Below are 16024 nucleotides of genomic sequence, written 5' to 3' on the forward strand. Positions count from 1 at the left end.
CCCAAAGCGGCGCCCTTTTTCGATTCCCACAACCCGCAGCCTGCTACGGAATGCCGGTTTCGACTTTAAATTCCAGCCTCAGCGTGCCTGAGTACTGACCCGCCGCCTTAGTCGCGTGATCAAAGGCCGGCGTCGATAAGCGTAATCGTCCCAGCGTACAGGCCACCGGAACATTGATTCCCGGCAACATCACCAAGCGGTAGTCACCGTAGTCGTTACGGGGAATGACCAGCGCGGACTGGTTAGTGAATTGACGCGTCATGCCATTCCACTCCACGAATGCCTGAAAATCGATACGCTGGCTTTTATCCGTGTTCAAAGCGCCTTGTTTAATAATCGTGAAATCGGTACTGCTGCGATCGGGCAACATTACGCCATCAGAGAGCGTTAATTGCAGAGATTGACTGTTGGCGCCATAACCATCGTACATGCACATATCCAGATAGCTGTGGCCTGCGCCCGCCATATTTTTTCCCGTATCACGCAAGTTAAGCGCCATACGCGGCGTAGCGGTATGAAACGCGGGAAAATAGAGTTGCGCCGCATTGTCATCGATATTCAATTGGATATTTACGCGCCATTCCGCGGCTTTTTGAAACGGCTCTCCCTGCATCACATTTATTTTTAAATCGGCTTCCCATATGCCGCCGCTGGGCAACAGCGCGAGCTGATCTGCACTGATATAGACGCTCAGGCCCGATCCCTGGCGCAGATAGCCGCCACAGTTGGGCGAGAACTTATCGTTAATGGCATAGTGTTCATGGGTAAAATAGCCTCCGGTGCAGCGTGCAGCCTCGCCACGCCCATAAGGCTGCCGGTAAGCGATCAATTTCAGATTGACGCTATTTTTCGTTTTACGCTCGGTGAAAGTTAATACGATTTCAGATTCCGCTTCGCCGCCAGAATATTTCGCGCTCGTTTCACATGCCCCGTGCTGCGGATCAGTTGATGAGTCGCACAAATAGGTGCCATAGCCCCAGCGCCGGGCATCATCCACCTTCCAGCCAGCAATTTCGCGTACAAAAATATCAATTTTGCTCGGTAGTTTTTGTTTGGATACAGCGGCGGTGACAATTTTATTAATATCACTCGCTTCCTGATCGGCATGGGCCACCGGCGTGATTAACATCGTGCCGCATATTATTATGCCTACCCACTTATATATGCGTGAGCTCAGGGTTAAAAAGTGCATTGTTTGTCACTCGCTTTTGAAGCCATTAAGGGTTATTAAACGCAGCGAGGCTTATATTGTTGCGCATCGCGTCTGGTAGCGCCGCCACATCTATAAGCGGACACATCACTTCACCAATAAACTGCACAGCATTTTTACGCTGCTTTACACGTAGCGCGCAGGCGTATATCTGCATCGACTCCTGCAGATAAAGCGTGGTGATGCGCTGTGTGCTATCAAATAACATGCCACCGTCGCTATCTAATTGCGCCGGTGTATTTATCACCCTGGCGTCGCGCAATGGCATACCATTTTCTTTGAGCGCCCGTCCGACATAGGTTAAATTCAGCCGCGCTTTTACCTTGCGCTGCACAATTTTACCCGGCAGCAAAAACAATGATTGTTCACTGCCACCGGTACTGAGCGTGGCGGCCTGCTGATTATCACTCGATGTGCTCTCACGAATGCGGTGCGTGCCCGATTGATATCCCACCGCCGGAAGAAAAGCACTGTCGCCAAAATTGAGCGCATAAGTATGGCCATTGGCCATGACTTCTGCCGCTGGACCCGATAACGCGCTGTCAGCATCCACGCTTACCACCACACCCGCCGGAGAATCCGTGCTGCCTGCGCTGCTGCCCGACCAAAATCCCTGAGACGTGGCGGCGAAGGCCGAGTTATAGCTTCCGGTTAAACTGGTTCCACCCTGGTTATGGGATAAGGTTCCATAGACGTTGCCATGCATCCCATCACGTCGCCCCGAGAGCTGAGAATACATTTCGCCTCCCTGGCTGCCCGTCGCGGTCACGCTTAATTCACGATATTCCGGAGCAAACCATGAAACCGCATGTGAAGCCTGCCAACCCATTTCAGCCCCCTGGCTGTGTTGACGGCGATACTCGCCTCCAATCTGCGAAGTGTGACGCCGATCCGAAGCGGCTTCCTCGCGCGGCACATAGGACAGGGAAATACCGATGTATCCACCGCGATCGGGTTCCTGACCGCTACTTATGCTACGAAAGATGCCCGCACGCGCCGACACTAATAGCGTGTTAAGTGTGAAACTGCGGCTGATATCCAGCTGCCAGCGCGTCTGTTTGCTGGCCTGCTGATCTGTATAGCGCGGATATGAAGGCGCGGTATCAACCCTAACGTCAGGTGTTACTGAGGCGCGGCTCTTGCTGTATCCCAGCGACACCGCGCTGCCCGCAAGCTGACCAGAAAGCGTTGCATTCAGACTCTGTGAACAACGATATTGACCTGCGTGCGTGGCCGATATGCAGGTATTACCTTGCTGCTGATAACGATATAAGGAAAGCGTTGCGCCTTTAGTCATCGCAAGCTGCTGAATATTGCCAGCCAGCCCATGTTCGTTCGCCATTGCCCCGATTCCCAGATTGACTATTCCGAGGGATGAGACGTTTTGCCAATCCAGACGGGTTTCATTAAAGCTTTCTCCTGCCAGCACTGAAACGGCGCTGGTGATCGTCAGCGGTTCGGCAAGGCGCGTTCTGAAGCCACTCTGCAATGCAAAAGGGGGAGGATTTTTAACGTCTGGCGCCGAATTAACGGCCTCAGCCACCTTCCCCAGCTGTGTGAACCATTGAAAATCTGCCGGACCCTGCTGCAGCGTCGTTTTGCTAAACGGGTATTGTTGTACGCGGCTTAATGCGCCCTCTTCATAGAATTTCAACGTTAAAAGATAACGTCCCTGGGGAAATGCCTGACTATTTAGTTTCACCACGCCTGCGGGCAGGTATTGCGTACCCAACAGTTCATCATCGCGATAAACATCCACCCGCGTGGTTCGCGATAATAATAAGGTGATAGGTGTTGTTGTTTCGCTCTCTTCACTGTTATTAACGTAACTTTGGGTGGTGCCCAGCCGTACTCCATAAAATTTAGGCAGCGGTAATAACGATAAATTAAAATTTCCGCCGAGCGCGCCATAGAGATTGCGCTTATCCATTTCGCCAGCCTGAACATAGCGGCGTGTGCCAATATCATGACGAACATACAGATCATCATGGCGAAATGTTTTTTCCGTGTAATGTGATTGTTGATTGAACAATGCTTGCCAGCTACCGGAGAGATAACTTTTTTCGCCCAATCCCAATGCACCATTTCCTATAATGCTGATATTTTTAGTTGTGTCAGACGTAGCGATATTGATTTGCTGCTGATGGATAAGTGCATTGTGCGCGTTCAGCGCAGGTGCGTAATAGCCAGTACCCGCAGGGGCTAGTGGCAGCCATGTGACGTTAATAAACAGATCAACATCATTGCGGCTTTCATTATAAATTAGCGCAGCACTTTCTGTATCCAATTGCCCACAACGTATTGAGGAAACATCATTTAAACAGGCTTTATGCCCATTACGGGCGAGTGGCTGACGCAAAGCCGTTGTTAGCTTTTTTTCGTGTTCGTCACTTAAACCATAAATTTCTTTGATCCGCTGAACCAATTTTTCTGGTTGCGAAAACTGGATTTCATCAGGTTTTACCAGCGCATCATAAAGCCCTAAGTCATGGCTGGCTAAACGCACAGACAGTAATTCATGCTGACCCAGTAATAACTCTTCAAAACCTAATGGCACGTTCTCCTGGCTCTGCGCCAGGCAGGGATAAATCGCTGCACCGACCAAAAATAGAATTAACCAGGAGAACGTTTTCACAATTAAAATCTCAAGCCAGAAATATTACGATTGTCACAACAGCATTAAGGTGCCTGCACCACTGCCAGTCTTACCAGACCGGTATAAAAACCTGCTGCAGGCGTAACATTGCCGCTGGAGATTTCCAATGGAATGGAACGCGACGCACCGGCACCTTTTGCCGTTGAAAACAGGCTGGTCGCGGTAAAAGTAGTGTTAGTCGTCGTCAACGCTTTCCCATCAAATTTAACCGTCAGCGGAATGGTGTTTGCTGGCGTCAGGGTGTGCGTCAATTGCGCTGCGTTATACAGTTTGATGTTGAGGTCTTTTTCAACATCATTGGTATGCACGCGGGTATTAATAATTTTAGGCGCCAATTTATTCATATCGGCCAGATACTTCATTTCAATCGCTGAGGGTAGATTTGAGCCATCTTCCATCATTAATGTCATCATGGGATCAATGGATGCCGTGACGGTAATATCCTGATCAACCGCATAGGCATTGAAGGCAATGCCTCCCATTAAAGCCATTGCCGCGAGTACTTTCACTTTCATTTCCTATTCCTTTATTCACTTTTATTGAATTGGCTAATGTTAGCCGTTACGCAGGACAATCAAGGGAAGACACTTATTTTCTCTTGATCCTCTCCTTGTAATTTAAATACCAGCCTTAAAGCGCCATGCTTAGGCTGATTTTTCAGCGTGTAACGTTCACCGGGATAGACACTGCGTTGATCCTGGATCCATTGACATGCATTCTCTTTCATCTCTTTTTTGCAATAACTATAACGTTGCAGAATCACGCGAACATTACCGCGATTATGCAACTGCTGTTTATGTCGATCATATTCCACGGCAGGCTGAGCGATTAATGGTTGCTGGCGCACCAGCACACCCCAAATTAAGCTCATGCCAATCGAAGCATTGATTTTATTGGTCACAGCCGGTGCATCACTGTCTAAAGCGGCGACCGGCTCAAAGTAAATACGGTAAACATGCTCATGACTCACCGGCTGCAGCGCTATAATCCGCACGAGTTTATTCGCTCCGGCAGGCAAAGCGAACTTAACCGGGGATACCACAATATTTTTACCCTGCCAGCTTTTTACTTCGCGTTCTTGTTCCTCTGGCGTTGCAGGATGAATAACCTCTTTAACCACCACACGTACATATTGGGTATTTTCGCTTTTAGAGGTGATTTGAATGGGCGTGTTTTCATTACGCTTTTCATCCAGGTTTATTACCATGGGATAAACGCTCATATTGGCCATCGCGGCATGAATCCCCATTAAGCCCAAAAGAATGGCGCTCAATACTGCTGTTAACTGCTTCATAATGCCTAAACGTCTTATGCTGTTCCGATAGCCTTTTATGACGACAATCTATTGTGGAAATTAAGTCACATCAGGGAAGACGTTTCGGGATAAGGCAGCGAGGAGAAAAGCGGATGCGGTTAAAATTTTAATAAGACCAGTTTCTTCAATATTTTAAGTCCAACCTTTAGAAGGTATTGGCTGTTAGCATCAGTCTTAAGCGCCAAAACAGGGCAGCGTTTGAGACATATCTCAATCCCCACCTGACCCGTTAAGAAGGTGTTAATGCCACAGGCGACAAACTCAGGACGAAAAAAAAGGCCATAAAATGGCCTTTACAAAGGAGGGGACAGAGGTGCTATGCCAGGTTAGGTCCGTAACCCGCGCCCACGCTGAATCAGCGAATACACCAGCACATAAAACACCACGATAAAGGCGATCAGCACCGATAGCGTGAACACCAGCGGCACATCGTTGATGCCGAGAAAACCGTAACGGAAGCCGCTGATCATATACACCACCGGATTCAGCTTCGACACCGCTTGCCAGAACGGCGGCAGCAGCGTCAGCGAATAGAACACGCCGCCGAGATAGGTTAACGGCGTCAGCACGAAGGTGGGAATCAGGCTGATATCGTCAAAAGTGCGCGCGAATACCGCATTTAGCAGACCCGCCAGTGAGAACAGAATCGCCGTCAGCAGCAGCGTCAGCGCCACCATCGACCACGAATGCACGTGGAACGGCACGAAGAACAACGAAATCGCGGTAACCAAAATCCCCACGCACACGCCGCGCGCCACGCCGCCGCCGACATAACCGGCAATAATGATGTGCGTTGGCACCGGTGCCACCAGCAGCTCTTCAATGTTGCGCTGGAATTTGGCGCTAAAGAACGACGATGCCACGTTGGCATAAGCGTTAGTGATCACCGCCATCATGATCAGGCCTGGCACGATAAACTGCATGTAGCTGAAACCGTGCATATCGCCGATGCGTGAACCGATCAGATTGCCGAAGATAATGAAGTAGAGTGTCATGGTGATCACCGGCGGCACCAGCGTCTGAATCCAGATGCGGGCGAAGCGGTTGATCTCTTTGCTCCAGATGCTCTTGAGCGCCACCCAATACAAGTGCGTCATGCTTTCACTCCTGTTTTTCCCTGTGTCAGGCTGACGAACAGCTCCTCAAGGCGGTTAGCTTTGTTACGCATGCTCAGCACCTGCACGCCCTGCGTGCTCAGCTGGCTGAACACGCTGTTCAGACCTTGCTCACGCATCACTTCCACTTCCAGCGTCGAGGTATCGACCAGTCGATACTGGAAGCCCTCCAGCTGCGGCAGCGGGCTACGCGGCGCCAGATCGAGGATAAAGGTTTCGGATTGCAGCTTGGAGAGCAACCCTTTCATCGAGGTGTTCTCCACCAGCTCGCCGCTCTGAATAATACCGATATTGCGGCACAGCATTTCCGCCTCTTCCAAATAGTGCGTGGTGAGGATGATGGTGGTGCCTTTAATATTCAGCTCTTTCAGGAAACTCCACATCGAACGACGCAGTTCGATATCTACGCCGGCGGTCGGTTCATCGAGGATCAGCAGCTTCGGCTCATGCATCAGCGCACGCGCGATCATCAGGCGGCGCTTCATACCGCCCGAAAGCATGCGCGCACGTTCGTTGCGTTTGCCCCACAGATCGAGCTGATTGAGGTATTTTTCCGCGCGTTTATTAGCTTCAGCGCGTTCAACACCGTAATAACCAGCCTGATTGACCACGATCTGCATTACGGTTTCAAACGGGTTGAAGTTGAACTCCTGCGGCACCAGCCCAAGCTGGCGCTTGGCGTTGACCACATCTTTTTGCAGGTCATAGCCAAACACGCGCACGCTGCCGCCGGTTTTATTCACTAACGAGCTGATAATACCGATGGTGGTGGATTTACCGGCGCCGTTTGGCCCCAGCAGGGCGTAAAAGTCGCCCGCTTCCACGTTGAGATCGAGTCCTTTCAGCGCCTGTACGCCGCCGGGATAGGTTTTGGTCAGCCCGGAAATTTCCAGTGCATATGTCATTGCGAATCCATACCTTGTTGTAGAGACATCAAAGGCCTATGAAAATGGTAATGCGCACGAGCGATGTCGCGGTCATTAACATTAAGAAATCAATGGAGTTTAGCAGAGAGTCGAGCCAGCCCATAAACCGTTGGCTTACGGGCTGCGCAGTGTATCGCAGGCGGGGAAGTTTAGCCTTGGACGATTGTGCGGTTATTCACCGGTCGGGATAACTTTGCCGATATACGGCAGATGGCGATAGCGCTGGGCATAATCGATACCAAAGCCGACCACGAACTCATCGGGAATGGTAAAGCCAACAAATTCGACGGTGACGTCCACTTCACGACGCTCTGGCTTATCCAGCAAGGTACAAATCGCCAGTGACTTTGGCTCGCGCAGGCGCAGGATTTCACGCACTTTGCTCAGCGTATTGCCGGAATCGATGATGTCTTCCACGATCAGCACATCCTTGCCGCGAATATCTTCATCGAGATCTTTGAGGATTTTCACATCGCGGCTGCTCGACATGCCGCTGCCGTAGCTTGACGCCGTCATAAAGTCGACTTCATGCGGCACGTCGATGGCGCGGCACAGATCGGCCATAAACATAAAGGAGCCGCGCAGCAAACCCACCAGCACCATTTCGCTGCCGCTGTTGCGGTAGTGCTCGTTGATCTGCTTGCCCAGTTCGGCAATTCGGGTTGCGATCTCTTGCTCGGAGATCATCACGTCGACGGTATGTTTCATTGCATGCGTCCAGTTACGGTTTTTGGAAAGCCACGAAGTCTATCATAGACGAGCCAGCGTCTAACGCCGCGCACAGAACGCAAACGATTCCGTGGCGAAATTTATCGCGCTGGCGTTAACTGTAGGAACACGTCCGCCCCTTTACCGCCGAGTTCTGGAGTTCCTATGACCGCTTCATCCAGTAAAAAAACCAAAATTGGTACGCGCGATCTGCACCCGGAAACGCAGATGCTGAATTACGGTTACGATCCGCAGTTATCGGAAGGCGCGGTGAAACCGCCGGTGTTTCTCACTTCCACCTTCGTGTTTAACAGCGCCGAAGAGGGGCAGGACTTTTTCGATTTCGTCGCCGGGCGCAAGCAGCCGCCGGAAGGCAAAACTGGTGGGCTGGTCTATTCACGCTTCAACCATCCCAACAGCGAAATCGTAGAAGATCGGCTGGCGGTGTATGAAGGCGCGGAAAGCGCGGCGCTGTTCTCTTCCGGCATGTCGGCGATTGCCACCACGCTGCTGACGTTTGCGCGTCCGGGTGAAGTGATTCTGCATTCCCAGCCGCTGTACGGCGGCACCGAAACGCTGCTGAGCAAAACGCTGCACGATTTGGAGATCAAAGCGGTGGGTTTCAGCGATGGCACCGATGAAGATAAGGTGCATGAAGCGGCGAAGCTGGCGTGGCAGCGCGGACGCGTAGCGCTGATTCTGATTGAGACGCCCGCCAATCCCACCAACAGCCTGGTGGATATCCAGTTGATGCAGCAGGTGGCGGATGTGATTGCGCAGCAGCAAGGTTCGCGGCCGATTCTCGCCTGCGATAACACGCTGCTTGGGCCGGTGTTCCAACAGCCGTTGCAGCATGGCGCAGATTTGTCGCTCTATTCACTGACCAAATATGTCGGCGGCCACTCGGACCTGATTGCCGGTGCGGTGCTGGGTAGCAAAGCGTTGATCGGCAAGGTACGTTCGCTGCGCAGCGCCATCGGCACGCAGCTGGATCCGCACTCCAGCTGGATGATTGGCCGCTCGCTGGAAACGCTGTCGCTGCGTATGGAGAAAGCCACCAGCAATGCCGAAAACGTGGCGGCGTTTTTACGCGATCATCCGCAGGTGGAAAAACTGCATTGGCTGCCGTATCTGGCGGCAGAAAGTCCGGCGGGCAAAACGTATCAGCGCCAGTGTAGCGGCGCGGGTTCAACCTTCTCGTTTGATATTCGTGGCGGGCAAGCGGCGGCGTTCCGTTTCCTTAATACGCTGGAACTGTTCAAGCTGGCGGTGAGCCTCGGCGGCACCGAATCGCTTGCCAGCCATCCTGCCAGCACCACCCATTCGGGCGTACCGCAGGATGTACGACAGCGTATTGGCATCACCGATGCGACCGTGCGCTTGTCGATTGGTATCGAACATCCTGACGACCTGATCGAGGATATTCGCCTGGCGCTGGAGGCGTCGGTTAACTGACGCTAAAACCGAGCATCATGCCGGTATCTTCATGCTCCAGCAGATGGCAATGCGCCATGTACGCATTGTCGGCGTTAGCGACATAGTTGAAGCGCACCAGCACTTCGCTGCGCCAGCCGTTAACGTTGACGATGTCCTTCCAGCCTGCGCGATGCGCCGCAGGCGGCTTGCCGTTTTCTGACAGGATGCGGAACTGCGTGCCGTGAATGTGGAACGGATGCAGCATGTGATCGCCTTCACCGGAAATCGTCCACTTCTCCACTTTGCCCAATTCCACGTTGAACATCGGCTTAGTCATATTAAATGCCTGACCGTTGATCTTGTTGCCATTATGGAAATCATAGGCGGCAGTTTTGCCGTGGCTGCCGTGATCCATCGCCATATCGCCATGATCCATTTTCATGCCGCCCATGGCTTTATCGCCGTAACGCTCCATCAGCGCCTGCATACCTTGCTGATCAAGCTGCGGATCCATCATCAGCTGCAGCCAGCGGCTTTGCAGGCCTTCGGTGGCTGGAATGGGCGGCAGATCCACCAGCTTGTCCGGCAGCGTACCGCTGGCCATCACGCGCAGCGGCAGAATGTTGACCAGCGGCAGCGGTTGGTCAAACGGCGCCAGCGTCATGCCCATCTGCGTCACCGGCAGCGTCACTACGTCGAAGGCTTTGCCATCTGACGTATCCACCAGCACTTCAAAACGCTCGCCCGGCAGCAGCGGCAAGCTATCCACTTTCACCGGCTCGGCCAGCAAACCGCCGTCGCTGCCAATTACGTACAGCGGACGTTGATCGCTGGTGGCAATGTGCAGCGAACGCGCGTTACAGCCGTTAAGCAAACGCAGACGCAGCCAGCCGCGTGGCACCGCATGCTGCGGATACTGCACGCCGTTGGTGAGCATCATGTCGCCAAACCAGCCGACGGCGGCACGCATGATATCGAGCTGATAATCGATTTGCGTTCCCGCTTTATTCAGCTGCTTATCCTGGAAAATCAGCGGCACATCGTCTTCGCCCCACTGCATCGGCAGACGCAACTTGCCGGACGCTTCATCTTCCAGCAGCACCAAACCCGCCAGACCTTGCGCCACCTGATAACCGGTTTTGCCGTGGTGATGCGGATGGAACCAGCAGGTCGCTGCGGGTTGATCAGGGGTGAAACTGACCTGACGCGTCGCGCCGGGCGCAATAATCCCTTGCGGGCCGCCATCAACATCGCCGGGGATCTCCAGCCCGTGCCAGTGCAAGGTGGTGGCTTCCGGCAGTTGATTATGGATATTCACCGTGACGGCTTTTTCGCGTTGCAGACGCAGCGCGGGTCCGAGCAATCCACCGTTGTATCCCCAGGTAGGCACCGCTTTGCCATTCCATTGGCTGCTACCGGTCATGGCGGTCAAGGTGTATTGCCCGCGGGCATCAGGCTGCAAAATGGAGGGAATCGGTAATAATGGGCGCGTGGCGGCCATTAGTGAGCGGCTCCACAGCGGCAGCGCACCGGCGGCGCTGAGTGCGGCAGTCAACTTTAGAAAATGACGACGTTGCATATTCTTATCCTTGTCGTGAATAAGGGCACAGCGTAAACCTTTACCCTGCGGGAGGGTCAAGCCCTGAAACAGATTGCACTGATAAAAAGGGTGGGAATGGCCCGAAAGGGCAAATTTAGCGGAATAGCGGCAATAACTGTGCTAACGTCAATAAATTGTCCCTTGTTGAGAATGATTATGACGAAAAGCATCAAGATCCTGCTGCTGGCGGGACTCCTTGGCTTCTCCTCCACCAGTTTTGCCCTGAGCGAATCCGAAGCAGAAGATCTGGCCGACCTCACCGCCGTGTTCGTTTATCTCAAGAACGATTGTGGCTATCAGGATTTGCCAGACGCGCAGATTCGTAAAGCACTGGTGTTTTTCGCCCAACAGAACCGTTGGGATTTAAGCAACTACAGCAATTACAACATGAAGTCGCTGGGCGAAGAGAGCTACAAGGATTTGAGCGGTATCGCCATTACCAACGACAAGAAGTGTAAGTCGCTGGCGCGCGATTCGTTGAGTTTGCTGGCTTACGTTAAGTAATCATTGCCCGCAGGTTGGTGCTGGCTGTCCTCCTCGGTTGGTGCTTGCTGCCCCCCTCCTTGGTTGGTGCTCGCTGTCCCCCTCCTCGGTCCTCCCCCACAAGTGGGGGAGGAAGATGCTGCAATATGTCAGTTCGAGAGTTGCATGTGGCAGCGTCTCCTTCCCCCGCTGGCGGGGGAAGGCCGGGATGGGGGACAGCCAGCACAATCTCAATCTAAATCTAAACCGTCAACTCCAATCCAATACCCCGCTCGCGCAGGTCGCGGCACACCGCTTCATCCAGACGTGCATCCGTCACCACATCAGTCAGGCTATCAATCGGCGCGGCGCAATACAGCGACCATGAACCGTATTTACTGCTGTCAGCCAGCAGAACGCGGCGGCGCGCGTTGGCCAGCAGATCCATCTTCAATCCGGCTTTCTCTTCGGTTGGCGTGGTAATCCCGCGTTCGATGCTCCACGAGTTGCAGCTGACAAAGGCAATATCAGGATTGATGCTGCGCAGCAAACGGCGACCGTGTTCGCCAATGCACGACTGGCTGGAATCGTCGATGCGTCCACCAATAATGGTGGTTTCGATTTGCTTAAACTCCGACAGAAACAGCGCGATATGCAGATCGGCGGTGATGACCCGCAGCTTGAGGTGCGTCAGCTGGCGCGCCAGCTCCAGCATGGTGGTGCCGGCATCCAGCACCACCGCATCACCCGACTGCACGTAGCTGGCGGCAAACTGCGCGATGGCCTGCTTCTCGGCGAGATTACGCTGCATCTTCTCCAGCGTGGTCGGCTGATTGGGGATAAAGCGATTCAGCGTAACGCCGCCATGGCTGCGGCTGATAACGCCCTCTTTATCCAGCTTGATCAGATCGCGGCGGATCGTCGCTGGCGAGGCAGAAATCGCGCTCACCAGTTGTTCAACAGTGACCAAATTATGGCTCTTCAGATAATCCATAATCTGGTCGAGACGGCTTTGTCCCTTCATATTTCCCTATGCAAGCTGCATCGCGAGTTTAATGGAGATCGCCATGCTCGCAGAGTTCGCTTTACCTGTCCAGGCGATATCAAACGCGGTGCCGTGGTCCGCCGAGGTGCGGATAAACGGCAGGCCCGCAGTGATGTTAACACCATCGTAAAAGCCTAGTAATTTCAGCGGGATATGGCCTTGATCGTGGTACATCGCTACCACCATATCGTACTGTCCTTCCTGACACTGCAGGAACACGGTATCGGGCGGACACGGGCCGCTGACATCAATGCCCTGCGCTTTCATGGCGTTAATGGCAGGCGCGACGATGGTGATCTCTTCATCACCAAACAGACCGTTTTCACCGGCATGCGGATTAACGCCTGCCACCGCGATGCGCGGCTGGTCGAAACCGACGCGGCGCAGGAAGCTGTCGGCCATGCCGATCACCGTTTGAATGCGCTCGCCGTTTAAGGTATCGAGGAACTTACGCAGCGCAATATGCGTGGTGACGTGAATCACTTTCAGCTTATCGGTGTAGAGCACCATGGCGTAATTTTTGGTGTTGGTCAGTTGCGCCAGCAGTTCGGTGTGGCCGGGATAGATATGACCCGCCGAGTGCAGCGCCTCTTTATTTAACGGTGCGGTGGCGATCGCCTGCACGTCGCCAGCCAGCGCCAGTTCGGTGGCGCGTTTGACGCAACGCCAGGCCAAATCACCTGCTGCTTTTTGCACCACGCCAGGCTGCAGCGCGGCGGCATCCGCCAGCGGCACATCAATTACGTTGATCATGCCGGGCGCGAAATGCGCATCCTTGACCTGGTCGAGCACGCGCAGTTCAGCCTGCGGCGTGACATGTAAACCCATCACCCGACGCAGCGTGTTAGCACAACCGACCACGACGGCAGGCACGCCCGCTAACTCACCTTCTGCCAGCGCTTTAATGATGATCTCCGGGCCGATGCCCGCCGGATCGCCCATGGTAATCGCAATAATTTTACTCACTCGACTTCTCCTCAATAAAACGAATGGCTTCTACCAGGGTGTTTTCATCACCAAAGCCACCTGCTTTGGTCATCACCGGCAGGTGTAATTCACTGTTAAGCAAAACCCCGTGCGGCACGCAGCCCGCCACAAGGCCCTGAATCTGAAAACCGCGGGCACCTGATGCCTGGGCCACGGCAATCGCCACATCGCCGCCAGAGAGATAAAGCCCAGCAGGCTGCACCTCGCGGCACACGCGGCGGGTTAACTGCGCGAGAAACTGGCAGATGCGTTCGCCCAATAGCTGACGAGAAACCTGATGCTGTTGACACAACTGCGCAATCTCATGACGCTGCCCGGCATGTTGGGTAGTGCGTACCACGCAATGCGCGCCGTCGTGCAGCGCCTGCTGCATCTCTTGCTGCCACCGTTCAGCCTGCGGCCAGGCCGGTTGGGCAAACAGCTGACGGATATCAATGTCGATAATGCGGATGTCACGCTGGCTAGCGAGGCGTGTAATCTGCTGCTGCGCAATGGCGCTCATCGAACCGACCACCGCCAGCACCGGACGCGACTGACGTGCCGCCAGCAACGCGCCGAGCGCATCGCTGAGCCCGGACGCTCCGGCCAACAACGGACGCGTCTCCAGCGTGGCTGCCGCGGCCATCAACAAGGCAATGTCGGCGTCCTGCTCGATATCCACCACCAGCAAACCTTGCTTGCTGGCCAGCACCTGCGCCAGTTGATCGCTGCGCAGCGTGGCGAGATCGAGGGTTTCACCCGGCAATGTGCTCTGCATCTGCAGACACGTCAGCACATGGCCGCTGGTGACCGGCGTTTTGGGATCGCTGGCGAATTCGCTGTCGATCAAACGCTGCTGATGGATCCACACGTCACCCGCACGCGTGGTGCGTCCCAGCTTCGGCACCGCCGGCACCACTAAGGCTAATGTTTTACCGCTGGCCTGCATCGCGGCTTCGATCTCGGCGCCGGGATTGCCGCGCAGCGTGGAATCGATCTTCTTAAATAACCAACCGTCGTTAGCGATGGCCTGATGTTGCTCAATGGCAGCTTGCGTGCGTTGGGCCGCTTCTTGTGCGCTGGTTGCACGGCTATCGGTGCTGATCACCAGCACATCGGCAGCACCAGCGTCGTGTGGCGTGCTGCTCTCAAACAGCACATGCACACGCGCCCCGGCTTGTGCCAGCCCGCTGCCCGCGTCATTGGCGCCGGTAAAGTCATCGGCAATCACTAAGACTGGCGTTTTCCATGGCTGTGAAGTCATGCTCTCTCCTCTTCCGGCCGCTGCCGGGTCGCAATGATTATATTCAATCATGATTGATTATATGTGAGCAAGATCAAATTAATCGAAATCAATTTGCCCTATAAAATTAGGCACTGCAGTGATGGAACTCGCGCCGACTGAGCAAAATCAATCATTCCGCGCAAAAACGTAAGGGTAAGAGATGAATATCAACAGCACCGTGATCAGTGGCTTTCAGGCGCTCAATGACCTCAGCTATTTACTGCAAGGTAAAGACAAAGCGCTGCTGGTGACCGATAAGAATATTGAAGGCATTCCGGCGGTACAAAAGCTGATCGCCCAGCTCACGCAGCAGATTGTCAGCCTGAGCATCGTCAACACGGTGCCGCCAGAGCCTAGCCAGCACGATGTGGCGGCCATTGTCGCCGCGCTGCCGAGCACCGATGTGGATCTGGTGATTGGCATCGGCGGTGGCAGCGTACTGGATGTCGCTAAGCTGCTGTCGATTCTGTGTGTCGAAGATGCGCCGACACTGGAGGCGTTACTGGCTGGTGAGAAGCCGCACACGCGCACCACTTCGCTACTGATTCCGACCACCGCAGGTACTGGCTCGGAAGCCACGCCCAACGCGATTCTGGCGATCCCTGAGAAAGAGACCAAAGTCGGCATTATCACGCCGGTGATGCTGCCAGATTATGTCGCGCTGGTGCCAGAACTCACCACCAGCATGCCACCGCACATCGCTTCTTCCACCGGTATCGATGCGCTGTGCCATTTGATTGAGTGCTTTACCGCGACCGTGGCGAACCCGGTGAGCGATAACTATGCGCTGATCGGCATGAAAAAGCTGTTTGCCAGCCTCGAAACCACTATCGCCGAACCCGACAATCTCGAAGCGCGCCTGAATATGCTGTGGGCATCTTATTATGGTGGCGCGTCCATTGCGCATGCCGGTACGCATCTGGTGCACGCCATGTCTTATCCGCTGGGCGGCAAATATCACCTGCCGCACGGTGTCGCCAACGCCATTCTCCTTGCGCCCTGCATGCGCTTTGTACGACCGGCGGCGGTGAGCAAATTCGCTCAGGTTTACGATCTGCTGCCGGATGCCGATATCACGCTGGACGACGAAGCCAAATCCCACGCGCTGGTGGCGTATTTTGCCGCACTGGTGAAGCGCCTGAAGCTGCCCGCCAGCCTGGAAGAGCTGGGTATCGGCCCGGATCATCTGCCGTATCTGGTGGAAGCCGCGCTCGACGTGCAGCGCCTGATGAAGAATGTACCGATGAAAGTGGGCGCCGATGACGTACGAAACGTCTATCTGACGCTGTTTCCGGCTTTGAATTACTAAGGATTATTGAG

14 protein-coding genes are annotated in these 16024 nt (G+C 54.1%); 3 read left to right on the plus strand and 11 right to left on the minus strand.

Annotation, left to right across the window (positions count from 1 at the left end; all coding sequences use genetic code 11):
- Positions 1 to 43: 43 nt before the first annotated feature.
- The 7 genes from IB226_RS12110 to hpt all read right to left on the minus strand — a co-directional run bounded on the left by IB226_RS12110 (position 44) and on the right by hpt (position 7930).
- The gene (locus IB226_RS12110; RefSeq protein ID WP_192235681.1) at positions 44 to 1129 is read right to left on the minus strand and encodes a CfaE/CblD family pilus tip adhesin; all 1086 of its coding nucleotides are present in this window, start codon (positions 1127 to 1129) and stop codon (positions 44 to 46) included.
- Between the two features lie 88 nt (positions 1130 to 1217).
- Entirely contained in the window at positions 1218 to 3845 is a 2628-nt protein-coding gene (locus tag IB226_RS12115) for a TcfC E-set like domain-containing protein (RefSeq protein ID WP_192235683.1), read from the minus strand.
- Positions 3846 to 3889: 44 nt separating this feature from the next.
- Positions 3890 to 4381 (minus strand): CS1 type fimbrial major subunit, encoded by a 492-nt coding sequence (locus tag IB226_RS12120; RefSeq protein ID WP_192235684.1) that lies wholly within the window; start codon positions 4379 to 4381, stop codon positions 3890 to 3892.
- A gap of 59 nt (positions 4382 to 4440) precedes the next feature.
- Positions 4441 to 5160, minus strand: coding sequence for a fimbrial protein TcfA (locus tag IB226_RS12125; RefSeq protein ID WP_192235686.1), 720 nt, complete (start codon positions 5158 to 5160; stop codon positions 4441 to 4443).
- A 347-nt stretch (positions 5161 to 5507) separates the two neighbouring features.
- Positions 5508 to 6278 carry an ABC transporter permease gene (locus IB226_RS12130; RefSeq protein ID WP_101762076.1) on the minus strand — a complete coding sequence of 257 codons (771 nt, stop codon included), beginning with the start codon at positions 6276 to 6278 and terminating at the stop codon, positions 5508 to 5510.
- Positions 6275 to 7201, minus strand: coding sequence for an ABC transporter ATP-binding protein (locus IB226_RS12135; protein ID WP_101762077.1), 927 nt, complete (start codon positions 7199 to 7201; stop codon positions 6275 to 6277). Before IB226_RS12135 ends, IB226_RS12130 begins: the two co-directional genes overlap by 4 nt.
- A 192-nt stretch (positions 7202 to 7393) precedes the next feature.
- On the minus strand, positions 7394 to 7930 hold the full coding sequence (hpt, locus tag IB226_RS12140) for a hypoxanthine phosphoribosyltransferase (RefSeq protein ID WP_192235688.1): 537 nt from the start codon (positions 7928 to 7930) through the stop codon (positions 7394 to 7396).
- 165 nt (positions 7931 to 8095) lie between these two features.
- Here hpt and IB226_RS12145 point away from each other — a divergent pair, with 165 nt between their 5' ends.
- On the plus strand, positions 8096 to 9385 hold the full coding sequence (locus IB226_RS12145) for a cystathionine gamma-synthase family protein (protein WP_101762079.1): 1290 nt from the start codon (positions 8096 to 8098) through the stop codon (positions 9383 to 9385).
- Here the strand turns inward: IB226_RS12145 and cueO are convergent.
- Positions 9378 to 10925 (minus strand): multicopper oxidase CueO, encoded by a 1548-nt coding sequence (cueO, locus tag IB226_RS12150; RefSeq protein ID WP_192235690.1) that lies wholly within the window; start codon positions 10923 to 10925, stop codon positions 9378 to 9380. The two genes, IB226_RS12145 and cueO, sit on opposite strands and share 8 nt — an antisense overlap.
- Before the next feature lie 177 nt (positions 10926 to 11102).
- Here cueO and IB226_RS12155 point away from each other — a divergent pair, with 177 nt between their 5' ends.
- Entirely contained in the window at positions 11103 to 11450 is a 348-nt protein-coding gene (locus IB226_RS12155) for a YacC family pilotin-like protein (protein WP_007888732.1), read from the plus strand.
- 220 nt (positions 11451 to 11670) lie between these two features.
- Here the strand turns inward: IB226_RS12155 and IB226_RS12160 are convergent, their stop codons facing one another.
- Genes IB226_RS12160 through IB226_RS12170 form a run of 3 tightly spaced genes read right to left on the minus strand, consistent with a single transcriptional unit; the run spans position 11671 to position 14683 of the window.
- Positions 11671 to 12432: a DeoR/GlpR family DNA-binding transcription regulator gene (locus IB226_RS12160; RefSeq protein WP_101762081.1), complete on the minus strand. Its 762-nt coding sequence runs from the start codon at positions 12430 to 12432 to the stop codon at positions 11671 to 11673.
- 6 nt (positions 12433 to 12438) lie between these two features.
- The gene (locus tag IB226_RS12165) at positions 12439 to 13419 is read right to left on the minus strand and encodes a D-threonate 4-phosphate dehydrogenase (RefSeq protein WP_192235692.1); all 981 of its coding nucleotides are present in this window, start codon (positions 13417 to 13419) and stop codon (positions 12439 to 12441) included.
- Entirely contained in the window at positions 13412 to 14683 is a 1272-nt protein-coding gene (locus IB226_RS12170) for a four-carbon acid sugar kinase family protein (RefSeq protein WP_192235694.1), read from the minus strand. Before IB226_RS12170 ends, IB226_RS12165 begins: the two co-directional genes overlap by 8 nt.
- Before the next feature lie 181 nt (positions 14684 to 14864).
- On the opposite strand from IB226_RS12170, the gene IB226_RS12175 reads away from it, so the two are divergent.
- Positions 14865 to 16013, plus strand: coding sequence for an iron-containing alcohol dehydrogenase (locus tag IB226_RS12175; RefSeq protein WP_192235696.1), 1149 nt, complete (start codon positions 14865 to 14867; stop codon positions 16011 to 16013).
- The last annotated feature ends 11 nt before the right edge of the window (positions 16014 to 16024 follow it).

Source organism: Pantoea sp. PNT03 (assembly GCF_014852515.1).
Classification (GTDB): domain Bacteria; phylum Pseudomonadota; class Gammaproteobacteria; order Enterobacterales; family Enterobacteriaceae; genus Pantoea; species Pantoea leporis.